General features: G+C 68.0%; 9 protein-coding genes. 4 read left to right on the forward strand and 5 right to left on the reverse strand.

The annotated features are described in order from the left end of the window. Nucleotides 1–98: 98 nt before the first annotated feature. Nucleotides 99–917: an SDR family oxidoreductase gene (locus IT361_11940; GenBank protein MCC6318389.1), complete on the forward strand. Its 819-nt coding sequence runs from the start codon at nt 99–101 to the stop codon at nt 915–917. A 269-nt stretch (nt 918–1,186) separates the two neighbouring features. Here the strand turns inward: IT361_11940 and uvrA are convergent, their stop codons facing one another. After that, a complete protein-coding gene (uvrA, locus tag IT361_11945; GenBank protein MCC6318390.1) occupies nt 1,187–3,991 on the reverse strand; it encodes an excinuclease ABC subunit UvrA in 2,805 nt (934 codons plus the stop codon). A 416-nt stretch (nt 3,992–4,407) separates the two neighbouring features. Here uvrA and IT361_11950 point away from each other — a divergent pair, with 416 nt between their 5' ends. From IT361_11950 to IT361_11960, 3 genes are read left to right on the forward strand one after another with little or no spacing between them, the layout of a single operon-like run. Then, a complete protein-coding gene (locus IT361_11950; GenBank protein ID MCC6318391.1) occupies nt 4,408–5,697 on the forward strand; it encodes an FHA domain-containing protein in 1,290 nt (429 codons plus the stop codon). Beyond that, nucleotides 5,698–6,489, forward strand: a complete 792-nt coding sequence (locus IT361_11955; protein MCC6318392.1) for a Stp1/IreP family PP2C-type Ser/Thr phosphatase — start codon at nt 5,698–5,700, stop codon at nt 6,487–6,489. Beyond that, nucleotides 6,467–6,670, forward strand: coding sequence for a hypothetical protein (locus tag IT361_11960; protein MCC6318393.1), 204 nt, complete (start codon nt 6,467–6,469; stop codon nt 6,668–6,670). Before IT361_11955 ends, IT361_11960 begins: the two co-directional genes overlap by 23 nt. A gap of 23 nt (nt 6,671–6,693) precedes the next feature. Here the strand turns inward: IT361_11960 and IT361_11965 are convergent, their stop codons facing one another. The 4 genes from IT361_11965 to IT361_11980 form a co-directional block, all read right to left on the reverse strand. Continuing rightward, the gene (locus IT361_11965) at nt 6,694–7,914 is read right to left on the reverse strand and encodes an HD domain-containing protein (GenBank protein ID MCC6318394.1); all 1,221 of its coding nucleotides are present in this window, start codon (nt 7,912–7,914) and stop codon (nt 6,694–6,696) included. A gap of 72 nt (nt 7,915–7,986) precedes the next feature. Then, on the reverse strand, nt 7,987–9,585 hold the full coding sequence (gene pckA / locus IT361_11970; GenBank protein ID MCC6318395.1) for a phosphoenolpyruvate carboxykinase (ATP): 1,599 nt from the start codon (nt 9,583–9,585) through the stop codon (nt 7,987–7,989). Nucleotides 9,586–9,614: 29 nt separating this feature from the next. Then, complete coding sequence (locus IT361_11975; GenBank protein MCC6318396.1) at nt 9,615–11,924, reverse strand: NADP-dependent malic enzyme; 2,310 nt, start codon at nt 11,922–11,924, stop codon at nt 9,615–9,617. A 251-nt stretch (nt 11,925–12,175) separates the two neighbouring features. Continuing rightward, nucleotides 12,176–13,606: a peptidase dimerization domain-containing protein gene (locus tag IT361_11980; protein MCC6318397.1), complete on the reverse strand. Its 1,431-nt coding sequence runs from the start codon at nt 13,604–13,606 to the stop codon at nt 12,176–12,178. Nucleotides 13,607–13,633 lie beyond the last annotated feature (27 nt).

Here is a 13,633-nt window from a genome sequence, read left to right on the forward strand (position 1 = left end):
GCTCACATGCGAGGTCGCTGGTGGGACCGTTGAACTGACCCGCGACCTGCGAGCTCCTCCGGATGGTCCGTGCCCCAGCGAGGCGATAATCTCCCCGGGTGCCGAATGTTCAGGATAAGGAGCGCCGCCTGGCCGTGATCACCGGGGCGTCCGAGGGGATCGGGCGCGACCTGGCCGCGTGTTACGCCACGGCAGGCTTCGACCTCGTGTTGGTCGCGCGGCGTGAGACGCTGCTGCGGGACGTCGCCACTGACCTCGCGGCCACCCGTGGCGTCCGGTGCCGCGTAGTGGTCGCGGACCTCTCGACCAGCGACGGCTGCGAACAGGTCATCCAGGCCATCGCGCCCGAGCGCCACCGACTCTACGCCCTGGTGAACAACGCCGGGCTCGGCACGCACGGGTGGTTCCACGAGCTGCCGATCGATCGTCAACGGACGCTCATCGACGTGAACGTGAGCGCACTCACGCACCTGACGCGGGGCGTGCTGCCCTGGCTGCGCGCCAATGGCGCGGGACACGTGATGAACGTGGCCTCGGTGGCGTCCTTTCAGCCCGGGCCGCTCATGGCGACGTATTACGCGTCCAAGGCGTACGTCCTGTCGCTCTCAGAGGCGCTGCATAACGAGTGCCGCGGGACGGGGGTCACGGTCAGCGCGGTGTGCCCGGGACCCACGCGCACGGGCTTCGCGCGGGTCGCCGGGATCTCACCCCGCGCGAAACCGGGAGGGGCGCCCGCCATGGACTCCCGGGTGGTCGCCGATCTCGCCTTTCGCGGCACGATGGCCGGCCGTCCCGTGATTCTCACCGGCTTCCGCAACCGGGTCGCCGCGTGGATCGGACGCTATCTCCCGCGCACGGTCAGCGCGGAACTGGTCCGGAGGATCCAGATGAGGCGCCTCGAGGCAGGGCAGGGTTAGGTCGACGCGCGCGCGGGTCGCATCATCCTCGATCGGGAGCAACCAGCGCGCCCAATCCGTGTTGTTGAGGGTGCCAGACGAATCATGGCATGACCATCAACGGATCCCCGAAGACGAATGCCCAGCCTATGAGTAGCGTTCGCCACCAAGGTGCACCGAGTCGGGGGGATCACCATCCACCGCCCTGCGCCCCGCAGCACAACACGCGCACGTCGTCGACGCGTGGGTCCCTTGTGGCCGTCGGGGTGACGCACGCGAGGATCCGCGTGCTACCCGCGCAGCATCGGCGCCAGGAACCGCCCCGTGTGCGACGACGGCTCCTTCACGATGTCTTCGGGCCGACCCATCGCCACCACGCGCCCGCCGCCGCTCCCGCCCTCCGGGCCCATGTCGATGATCCAGTCGGCGAGCTTGATGACATCGAGATTGTGCTCGATCAGCACCACGGTGTGGCCGGCGTCGACGAGGCGGTCGAGCACGGTCGTCAGCTTGCGCACGTCATCGAGATGGAGCCCGGTGGTGGGTTCGTCGAGCAGGTAGAGCTTGCGACCGCTGCTGCGCGCCGAAAACGCGAGTTCGCGCGCGATCTTCACGCGCTGGGCTTCGCCGCCCGAGAGCGTCGTGGCGCTCTGCCCCAGTCGCAGGTAGCCGAGCCCGACCTGCTGCAGGTGCCAGAGCGACTGTCCGAGCTTCTCCTCGTACGGGAAGAACCGGATCGCCTGGTCCACGGTCAGCTGGAGCACGTCGTGGATGTTGCGCCCGTTGAGGGTGACCTCGAGGATTTCCGGCTTGAAGCGCTTCCCGGCGCACTCGTCGCATGGCACGAACACGTCGGCCATGAACACCATCTCGACCTCCAGGTACCCGGCACCTTCGCAGCGCTCGCAGCGCCCGCCCTTCACGTTGAAGGAGAAGTGGTATGGCGAAAGCCGCTTGCTCCGCGACGCCGGCAGCCCGGCAAAGATCCGGCGGATCTCGTCGTAGGCCTTGAGGTAGGTCACCGGGTTGGAGCGCGGCGTACGGCCGATGGGCGCCTGGTCGACCAGGACCACCGCGTCGAGCGCCTCGTGCCCGCGCATCTCGCGAAAGCTCCCCACGCGTTCGCCCAGGTGACGCCGGGCCGTATGCTCTCCGTGGAGCGCGGACTCCAGCGCACGATGCAGCACGTCGTGCACCAGCGTGCTCTTGCCCGACCCCGACACACCGGTCACGATCGTGAGTGCGCCTAACGGGATCGTGATGTCCACGTCCTGCAGGTTGTGCTCACGGGCGCCGGTGAGCGTGAGTCGCTGCCGGTTCACCGGTCGCCGCTTCGCGGGCACGGCCAGCGCCATGGCGCCGGTGAGGTACTGGCCGGTGAGCGGGCTGGCCGCTGCGTCGCGCACCGCGCCCTCGAACACGATGGCGCCGCCACCCTCCCCGGACCCCGGCCCCAGCTCGATCATGTGATCGGCCGCGCGGATCGCGTCGAGGTCGTGCTCGACCATGAGCACGGTGTTGCCGGTGTCCCGCAACCGCCCGAGGAGCGACAGCAGCCGCGAGAGGTCGCGCGCGTGCAGGCCGATCGAAGGCTCGTCGAGCACGTACAGGGTATCGACGAGCGAGGCGCCGAGCGAGTTGGCGAGGGTGATCCGCTGGGCTTCTCCGCCAGAAAGCGTGCGCGTCGCGCGCTGCAGCGTGAGGTAGGTGAGTCCCACGTCTCGCAGGAACGAGGTGCGCGCCCGCGCCTCGCGCAGGATATGCGCAGCAACCTCCGACTCGAACGGGGTCAGTTCGAGGCCGTCCATCCACGCAAGCAGCTGGTCGATGGTGCGGTCGCTCACTTCGGCGATCGTCGATCCCGCCACCCGAACGTTCAGCGACTCGGGCCGGAGCCGCGCGCCGCGGCACCCGCTGCACTCCATCGCTGACTGGTACTGCCGGAGGAACACGCGGATGTACTGCTTGTAGCGCTTCTCCTCGAGCGCGGTGAGAAAAGGGATGATGCCCTTGTAACCGCGCGAGGTGCGGTGCAGCAGCGCGTCGCGCTGGGCGGTGCTCAGCGAGCGCCATGGCTCGTCGAACGGAATCCCCTCGCGGCGCGCAAAGTCGGCGAGCGTGCGCCGCCGCCCATCGTAGCGCGGCTTGGTCCACGGGTCGATGGCGCCGTCCCGCAACGACCGCTCGGGATCCGGGACGATGAGCGTGACGTCGTAGGTGAGCTCGGCGCCGAACCCGTTGCAGGTCTCGCACGCCCCGCGCGGATTGTTGAAGGAGAAGAGCTGCGGCGTCGGTGGTGGTGCGCGGTATCCGTCATTGGGGCACTCGAAGCGCTCGGTGAAGCGCAGCAGGCGCGGCGCGCCGCCGTCAGTCGCCATCAGCACGATCACTGCGTCGCCGTCACCCTCGCGGAACGCGGTACCCATCGACTCGACCAGGCGTCCTCGCTGGCCAGGATCCACCGCGAGTCGATCCACGACCACGAGCAGTTCCGCGATGGTCGCGAGATCGATGCGCTGCGCCGCGAGGTCGTCGAGGTGCACCACGGCGCCGTCGACCACCACACGCAGGAATCCCTGCGTCCGCAGGTTCTCCTCGATGACCGCCCCACGCACGCGCGCAGAAGGCCGCAAGGGAAAGGCGACCACGAACCGCGTACCCGGTGCCTCATCAAAGACGCGTGCGGCCACCGACTCCGCCGTATCCGGAACGAGTTCCCTGCCACAGAGCGGGCACGACGTCCGGCCGATGCGCGCCCACAGGAGCCGCAGATAATCGTAGATCTCGGTGGCCGTACCCACCGTGGAGCGCGAGGACTTCGTGGGATTTCGCTGCTCGATGGCGACGGCCGGCGAGATGCCCTCCACCGCGTCGACGTCGGGCTTCTCCATGCGCTCGAGGAACTGCCGCGCGTACGAAGAAAGCGACTCGACATAGCGCCGCTGGCCCTCGGCGTACACGGTGTCGAACGCGAGCGACGACTTGCCGGATCCCGACGGCCCGGTGATGACCGTGATCGCGCGTCGGGGAATGCGGACGTCGAGATTTCTGAGATTGTGCTGTCGCGCGCCGCGAACGATGATCGCGTCCTTCACGGGCGGGAAACTAATCGTGCGGCGCGCTTGGCCTCGCGCCGAGCGAGTCTCGCCGGGTTGGTCCTTGGGGTCGAGGCGTCCGTTGTGTCCACCCGCAACGGCGAGCTGGGTCTTGTCGATGCCCGCTCGTGAGACCCCTTTAGAACGCCTCGGTTGAGGTATCCACGGTGCTACCACCGGGGCAACGCAGCTGGTCCGGGGAGGATCCTCTGGCGTCTCGCTCGGCGCGCCCTGCCGCGGCTCCCGGCCACGAATAATGAGGGGGCGCACACCACGCATATCTCGCTGGTATCACGGCTTGCGGCGCTGCGCGGGGCTTCAATAGCTTCACGCACTTCTCGGGAGCGTCGGCGGTCCTCCCGTGCCGTCGCTCGTGGCGGTTTGCCCTGCAGATCCGCGGTCCCCCGCACCCCCGAATGCCCTTCCTCCAGCTCCGGGACTCCCGATATCCGCTGCGCGCGGGCGTCAACCGGGTGGGATGGGGACCCGAAGCGGAGGTTCGCCTCCCGGATTCACCGTTCGGAGGCACGCCGGTCGCCGCCGTTGTCACCGTCGCCAGCGAAGGCTCGGCGAGCGTCGATCTGGGCCCGGGCTCGGTGGTCGTGGTCCTGAACGGCGTGGCGGTGCAGGGGCCTTCCCCGGTTCTGCATGGAGACCGCCTCGTCATCGGTGAGTTCTCGCTCAGCTACGGCGACGAGGCCCAACTCGGCGACACGATCGAGATCGAAGGACATCATGACGACAGTCTGGCTGTGCCGAGTCCGGCGGCGCGCACCTCACGCGTGGGAGGCCGCCTGCTCTCGCTGATGGATGGGCGGGAGTACCCGGTGCCTGACGCTGGGCTCACGATCGGCCGTGATCCATCCTGCGACATCGTGATCCCGGCGCAGAGTGTGTCCCGTCGGCACGCAACGATACGCGCCGGCGACCTCGGATACCTGTTGCTCGACACTTCCGCCAACGGCGTGTTCGTCAACGAGGGCCGCGTGCACGGGGAACTGCCGATCGGTCGAGGGGACACGCTGCGCGTCGGCCCCGAGGAATATCGTTTCCACGCCGACGAAGAAGCGACCCAGGTCGACCCCGCGGCGCATCCGGGGTTGCAGCACACCGGTGCGTTCGCGGCCGCTGCGCGACCCACCGCCCCGGCGGCCGGTGCGGCCGGCGCGACACCGGTACCGGAGCGGGAACGGCCGATGTTCGGCTCGCTGGAGGTCATCAACGAGGGGCCGTCGAAAGGGACGCGGTACGAACTGGATTCACCGCGCATCACCATCGGTCGCGGGCCACATAACGACGTGTCGATCAACGACGAAAGCGTGTCCGAGTACCACGCGAAGCTGCAGCGACGCGAGGACGGTTGGTACCTGATCGACCTCGACTCGACCAACGGTTCCTATGTCGATGGGAAGCGGGTGGCCGAGGAGGCCAGGGTGGGGTCCGGAAGCGACGTCCGGTTCGGGGGGGTGAAGATGACCTTCCGTGGGGCCGGGCCGGTGGCTCGCCCTTCCGGGGAGACGCGGGTTATAGTTGGGGTCAAGGCTCCCGACCCCAAACGGGCTGAACCGCGTCACGGAGAGACGACGGATCAGTCCGACGCCCATGACGCGGTGGGTGGGGGCAGGATCTCCCCGCTCCTCTGGCTCACGGTCACTGTGCTCGTCATACTCGCGCTGTACGCAGCTGTTCGAGGCGGGGGACGGTAGGTGGATCTTACCGTCGCCGCCCGAACCGATGTGGGGATGATTCGCTCGGGGAACGAGGATTCGTTCTTCGCCCACGCCACGCGGGAACGCGGTGTCTTCATCGTCGCCGATGGCATGGGTGGGCATGCGGCGGGCGAGGTGGCAAGCGAGATGACGGTCCAGATCATCTCCCGGGAGCTGCAAGAGCTGCCCGCGCTTGGCGACGGCGCAGCCGACCTGGTCGTGGACGCCATCCTGCAGGCCAATCGAGCGGTCTACGAACGCACGATCCAGGAATCCGACAAGCAGGGCATGGGCACCACTGCCTCGGTGCTGGTCGTGTCCGAAGACCGGTTCCTCATCGGCCAGGTCGGCGATTCGCGCGTGTACCTGCTGCGTGACGGCGCGCTCCGGCAGCTCACCAAGGACCACTCGTATGTGCAGGAGCAGGTGGACGCCGGTCTGCTGACTCCGGAACAGGCGCGCTACCACCCCTACAGCAACGTGATCACCCGCTGCGTAGGGGCGAGCGACAACGTGGAGCCCGACACGTACTCCGGCGAGATCCGAAAAGGCGACGTCTTTCTCGTGGCGAGTGACGGGCTCACGGGCATGGTCGACGACCGCCGCCTCCAGCAACTGCTGCTCTCGCGCGCCAGTGCGGGACGCGTGGTGGATGCGCTGATTGCCGAGGCCAACTACCGCGGTGGGCTCGACAACATCACCGCCATCGTGGTCCAGATCACCGGCTCCGCTCCCGTGGACACGGGTGAGCGGCCCACGCCAAAACATGGCGACGTTGTCTCCGGATGATCCTCCGGCCGAGAGCGTCGGGGCTCTCGCTGCGCTATACCTCGGCAACATCCTGTATGCGCTGGAGGCCGCAGCCCGCGCGTTCGACGACGAGGGCAAGGCCGACCATGGAGCCTTTTACCGCGGGATAGCCCGCAAGCTGGCCGAGGCGCGTGGCCGGGAAAAGACGGACGGACCGTAGCCGCGCAGGCGCGCCGTCGCGCCTTAACCTGCCTCCAAAGCTCGCAGCAGCCACGCTCGCTCGACCCTGACGGGGCGCGCGACAAAGACGCGGAGCCAGCGCGCCGAGCGGTAGAGCTGATCGGCCAGCACGGGGAGGTTGATGACTCCGGCAATGCCGCTCGTGGTGAGGCGCTCGACCGAGCCGTCGCGTCGCACCACCGGCATGTCGAGGCCGAGCATCTGGGTCTTCTCGGGGAAATCGAGCAGGAGTTCGCCGTGGGCGAGCCCGAGGTGCTCAGCCAGGGCACGCTCGGCCGCCACCACTCGATGGCGATCGCTGGCCACCCACTCCGCGAACTCGTCAGGCAGTTCCGCCGCCGGCGCCTCGAACGCGCGCTTGTAGAGTCGGCGGTGCCTGAGTGCGGTGAGCAACGGAGACGGCGCGCGCACCTCCAGCGTGTGGAGCAGGGCTTCGTCGGTGAAGCCGGCCAGCTCCGACACCGCCAGCGCACCGGCCGCAATCGCCTCTTCCACCAGTCGCTTGTACATGGCGGTGGCGCTGCGCACGGCGTGGTGCCAGTACACGTTGCGATACATCTGGTACTTTGCGAACAGCAGCGACTCGAGGGCCGACAGTCCCTTTTCGCGGACGGCGATCGACGCCCGCCCGGTCGTTGGATCGGTGGCCAGCGTCATCGCGTTGATCAGCCGGTCGACGTCGATCTCCCCGTAGGGAACGCCGCACATGAGCGCATCGCGCTTGAGGTACTCGATCTTGTCGAGGTCCAGCGATCCGGAGATCAGTCCCTGCAACGGCGATGTTGACTCACCGCGGATGAGTGCAAAGACGCGCTCGGCTGCGTCGGGAGCGAGCTCGCCAAGGATTGCACCGACCGGCCCACCGGTGAGCAACGGGCGCGCCACATCTTCGTGATGCGGAGCGCCGATCTCCTCGAGGGCGTGGGAAAAGGGGTAATGCCCGAGGTCGTGCAGGAGTGCGGCGAGCCGCACGATGGTGCGCTCCAACGGTGGGATCGCCGTGAGTGCGCCCTCCTCGTCGAGGCGCTGGATCGCGACGCCGGCGAGGTGATACGCGCCGAGCGCGTGTTCGAACCGGGCGTGCGTCGCCCCGGGGTACACGAGCCATGCCCACCCCAGCTGGCGTACGTAGCGGAGGCGCTGGAACGCTGGCGTATCCACCAGCCGCAGGGCGCGTGCGTCGACGCGGATGTTGTTCCAGAGCGGGTCGCGGATGATATCCATGAAGAATGCGGAGCGGCCACCCGACGTCACGACGGCGTGACGCGGGTGGCCGAGGCGTGCATGTGGGCCGACTCAGCCCTGGGGGCCGGCGGCAGCGATCTTCGGGTCGACGGCGCCGAACTTCTCGAAGTTCTTGCGGAACATCTCGGCAAGCCGCTTGGCCTGCCGGTCGTATTCTGCTTCCTCGCGCCACGTGTTCCGCGGGTTGAGGAGAAAGGTGGGCACGTCGCGTACCTCGTTCGGAATCTGCAGGCCGAACACCGGGTCCGCGGTCGTTGCGGCCTGATCGAGGGAGCCCGACAGCAGCGCGCGCACCATCGCGCGTGTGTACCCGATCTTCATGCGGGCGCCGACACCGTACGGGCCACCGCTCCAGCCCGTGTTCACGAGCCACACGTTCGAGCCATGCCGATCGATCAGCTCGCCCAGCATCTGCGCGTACTTGGTGGGGTGCCACACGAGGAACACCGCGCCGAAGCACGAGGAGAACGTCGCCTGAGGTTCCGTCACGCCGCGCTCGGTGCCGGCGACTTTCGCCGTGTAGCCGGACATGAAGTAGTACATCGCCTGGTCGCGCGTGAGCTTCGCGATCGGTGGAAGCACGCCAAAGGCGTCGGCGGTGAGGAAGACGATGTTCTTCGGGTGCCCGGCCCGTCCGCTCGGGACGTGATTGCGGATGTAGTGCAGCGGATACGAAGCGCGGGTGTTCTCGGTAACCGACTGGTCCTCGAACATCACGCGCCGCGTATCGGTGTCGAGCGAGACATTCTCCAGGATCGTCCCGAACATCTGCGTCGTGGCATAGATGTCGGGCTCGGCGTCCTTCGACAGGTTGATGACCTTGGCGTAGCAGCCGCCCTCGTAGTTGAACACGCCCTCATCGGACCAACCATGTTCGTCGTCGCCGATGAGGCCGCGCTCGGGATCGGCGGAGAGCGTGGTCTTGCCCGTGCCGGAGAGCCCGAAGAACAGCGCCACGTCGCCGCTGGCGCCGACGTTCGCCGAGCAGTGCATGGACAGGACGCCTGCCTTCGGCATCAGGTAGTTCATGACGGTGAACATCGCCTTCTTGAGCTCGCCGGCGTAGCGCGTTCCGCCGATGAGGATCATGCGGCGCGCGAGGTGCAGCACGATGAACGTGCTGCTGCGCGTCCCGTGCTCCCTGGGGTCGGCCCGGAACTCCGGCGCGTGCAGCACCGTGAAGTTCGGCGCAAACGACGCGAGCTCCGCCAGCTCAGGCCGGATGAACATGTTCCGCACGAAGTTCGCGTGCCACGCGTTCGGTGTCACGTAGCGGACCTTGAGGCGGTGCTTGGGATCCGCGCCGCAATAGAGATCCTGTACGAACAGGTCGGAGAGTTTGCTCAGGTAGCTCTGCACGTCCTTCAGCAGGACGTCGAACATGGCGTTGGGGAAGGGCTGGTTCACCTTGCCCCAGTCCACGTCGGCCTCGGTGCTCGGCTCCCGGACCACGAACTTGTCGTTAGGTGAGCGCCCGGTGTGTGGTGCGGTAATGGCGACGAAGGGCCCCATGTCGGCCAGGGTCCCTTCGCGTCGCTCGCACGCGGCCTGCACGAGCGCTGGCGTGATGAGATTCCAGTGGACCTGGCCCTTGGGGGAGAGGCCCTGTCCTTCGAGGCCGGTGGTGGTCGGGGTCGATGTCGAAGCCATATGGGTGGTCGGATCGAGGAAAGGTCGACTTACAGAAACGAGAAGGCGCGCGCCCGGGTTGGTGCGCCGGGTTCCTTGCGCTCCGAGGGACGGGTGCGCTCCTGGGCATCCATGACCGCGACAGCGGCCATGTTCACTATGTCCTGCACGTCGGCCCCCATCTCGAGGATGTGGACCGGCTGGGCCATGCCCACCAGGATCGGGCCGATTGCGGTGGCCCCGCCCAATCGGTGCAACAACTTGTAGGCGATGTTTCCGGCACTCAAGTTCGGGAAGATCAACACGTTGGCCGGTTGCTTGAGCGTTGCGAACGGAAAGGTCTCCTGCAGCGTGACGCCGTCTACCGCGGTGTCCGCCTGCATCTCTCCGTCCACAATCAGCGTCGGCTCGCGCTGTCGCACCAGCGCGACGGCTTCGGCCACCTTCCGGGCCTCGGGGTGGTCCACCGACCCGAAGTTCGAGAAGGAGAGCATCGCCACCCGCGGCGCCTCACCAAAGGTCCGTACGATCCGGCCCGCGGCGAGCGCGATCTCGGCGAGTTGCGCTGCCGTGGGTTCGATGTTCACCGTGGTGTCGCCGCAGAAGACCACGTGACGATCGAACACGAGCATGTACATGCCCGCCACGAGCCCGGACCGCGGGTTGGCGCCGATCACCTGCAGGGCCGGGCGCAACGCTTCGGGATAACTCGTCGTCATGCCGGTCAGGATCGCATCGGCGTCGCCGCGTGTGACCATCATGCAACCGAAGTAGTTGCCGTCGAACATCAGTCGCTGCGCCTGCGCAAGCGACAGCCCCTTGCGCTGCCGCTTCTCCCACAGCTGCGACGCGTAGGCCTCGCGACGCGGTGACGCCGCCGGATCTTCGATCGCCACGTCCTCGAGCGAGACTCCGTCGGCCGCCGCACGCCGCCGGATCGTCGCCTCGTCGCCGAGCAGGATCGGATGCGCGATGCCCTCGTCGACGAGAATGCGCGCCGCCCGGATCATCTTGCGCGCTTCGCCCTCGGGAAGCACCAGGCGCTTGGGATCGCTCAACGCGCGATTGATGATGCCGCGCATGATCCCGCGCGCTCGTCCCAGCCTCGCCTCGAGCGACTGGCGATACTCCTCGAGGTCGATGAAGTCATCGGCCACGCCACTGGCGACCGCCGCCCACGCCACGGCCGGGGCCACCCAGAGCAACACCCGCGGGTCGAAGGGGAAGGGGATGAGGTACTCCCGTCCGAACGTGACGCGCCGGAGCCCGTAGAGGGCCGCGACGCTCTCGGGGACGTCTTCGCGGGCGAGCGCGGCCAGCGCGCGCGTCGCGGCCATCTTCATCTCCTCGTTGACCATCGTCGCGCGCGCGTCGATCGCGCCGCGGAAGATGAACGGAAAGCAGAGGACGTTGTTGATCTGGTTCGGGTAGTCACTGCGCCCGGTGGCCACGATGGCGTCGGCACGCACGGCCTTCACCTCGTTCGGCATGATTTCCGGGACCGGGTTCGCGAGCGCAAAGATGATCGGGTCGCGCGCCATGCCCTTGATCATGGCGCCCGTCACCGCGCCCGCGGCGGACAACCCGACAAAAACATCTGCGCCGTCGAGGGCCTCGGTGATGGTGCGCTTCGAGGTCTCGGCGGCGTATCGGGCCTTGTATGGATCCATGTCCTCCAGGCGCCCGGCGTAGATCACCCCGGTCAGGTCGCACATGAGGATGTGCTCGCGTTTGACCCCGAGCCGCTCGTAGTGCATCGCCGAGGCCAATGCCGCCGCGCCCGCCCCGCTGAACACCACCCGCACTTCGCCGATGTCTTTTCCGACGAGCTCCAGCGCGTTGAGCAGGGCCGCCCCCGTGATGATCGCCGTCCCGTGCTGGTCGTCATGAAAGACCGGGATCTTCATCGTCGCCCGCAGCGTCTCCTCGATGTGGAAACAGTCCGGGGCCTTCACATCCTCGAGGTTGATGCCGCCCACCGTGGGCTCGAGGAGCTGGCAGAACCGGATCATGTCGTCCGGATCCTCGGAGCCGACCTCCAGGTCAAAGACGTCCAGGTCGGCGAACTGCTTGAACAGGTTCCCCTTGCCTTCCATGACCGGCTTGCCGGCAAGTGCACCGATGTTTCCCAGACCGAGGACGGCGGTGCCGTTGGTCACCACGGCGACCAGGTTGCCGCGCGCGGTGAACCGATACGCCGCGTCAGGGTGCTTCTGAATCTCCAGGCAGGGCTCGGCGACCCCGGGCGAATAGGCGAGGGCGAGATCCCGCTGGTTGGTCAGTGGCTTGGTCGGGACGACCGCGATCTTCCCCGGTCGAGGCAGTTCGTGGTAGTCGAGCGCATCCTTTCGGTTCATCAGCGCAATCTAAGCGGGGGGCATCGCCCGGTCCCGACCGGCGGTGCGGCCACATGGGCACGGTGCCGGCTGACGCTGCGTGGTGCCGCGCCCGCGGTGACCGGCATTGACCGCCGCGGCACCCGGATCTCCGTCCGGCGCGCCTCAGGCACGCCACAGCGGGCGCCTGTGGCGCGTCTCCCGCCGGAACGGGGATCCCCCTACCCCCCCCTACCGCACTCGCGTTCCGGCCGGCGTGCCCGTCGAACGATGCCCTACTTCACCACCGGCACGGGGTAGGCCCCCTTCAGGGCCTGTACGTATTCGCCGAACAGCGACCGGGTTGCCGCAAACTCCTGCCGCACCTTGTCTCGAAAGGCCGCGTCGGTCGCAAAATCGTGCAGGAGCGCGGCCATCGCCATGGCGTCGATGCGAAACCCCGTGTGACCGACTTCGGTCAGCGCGTCCGCCTCCATCTCGTACGTGTGGAAGCCTCCGCGCGACGTGAACGCGCTGAAGCCCACGCCGGGGATGTCGCGTGAGACGCTGCCTGTCTCCTCCCAGCCCTGCGGTTTCTGGGGCTCGGCCAGCACGCGCGCGGCGCCGTACTTCTGCAGGTAGCCAAACGCGACCTCGTTGAGCGCGCCCGTGGAGATGCCGTCGCGCATGCTGCCATACGGTTCGATCGAGACCTTTGTGCCCGTGGCGAGCGCGGCGCCGCGCGCGGCGTTGTCGACGAGCTCGCGCACCTGTGCGAGGTAGACTTCGTCCGGGTACCTGATGTAGAAATCGGCGACCGCCCGGTCCGGAACCACGTTGGGCGCCTTGCCGCCCTCGGTGATGATGCCCTGCACCCGGGCCTCGGGCCGGAGGCTCTTGCGCAGTCCGTCCACGTCGACGAAGAACCGCACCACCGCGCTGAGCGCATCGCGGCCCTCCCAGGGCGTCATCTGGTGCGCCGGGGCGCCGCTGAAGACGTACTTCACGCCGTCGATGTTGAGGCAGCACGTTCCGAAGCCCGGCGCGGGGCGCTGCGTGTTCACCGACGAATGCGAGCGCACGACCACGTCGACGCCGGCAAACACCTTCTGCTCGTGCATCACCGCCTTGGATGGCGGGGGCATCATTTCCTCGGCGGGCGTGCCGATCACGGTCACGGTGCCGGGCGTGCGTGTGCGCGTGAGGAACTCCGCGACGGCGACCGCCGCCGCCATGCCCACCGGGCCCTGCGCGCTGTGCTGGTCACCATGGTAGTCACGCACGGTGCCGCGCAGCGCGTCGTATTCGAGCACCACGCCCAGGTTGGGGCCCGGCGTCCCCTTGCGGTAGCGCGCCACGAACGCCGTGGGCAGTCCGGCCACGCCGTGCGTCACCTCGAAGTCGTGCGCCGACAGCCAATCGGTCAGCAGCTTGACCGAGCGCGTCTCCTTGAACCCGATCTCCGGGTGGCGCGTGATGTCGTCGCTCATGCCCTGCAGTTCGGACTCCCAGAGTTCGCGCGCCCGCGCCACCACCGCGTCCCGCGCGGGACTGGCCGCACTCGTCAGGCGTCGCGCAAGACCTCTGGCGTCGATGCTGGCATGGAGAGCCGCCATCCTGGTGAGGACGCTGCCGGCCGCGGCCCGCTGCGTGGGCGTTTCCTGCGCCGGGGCGAGCGCGGGGAGCAACAGCAGGGCAATCGCGGAGGGGACGAGGACGCGGAGCATGGCACTGGGGGTGGGCCCGGCGTGCGG

It is taken from the genome of Gemmatimonadaceae bacterium (assembly GCA_020846935.1).
In the GTDB taxonomy this organism is placed as follows: domain Bacteria; phylum Gemmatimonadota; class Gemmatimonadetes; order Gemmatimonadales; family Gemmatimonadaceae; genus RBC101.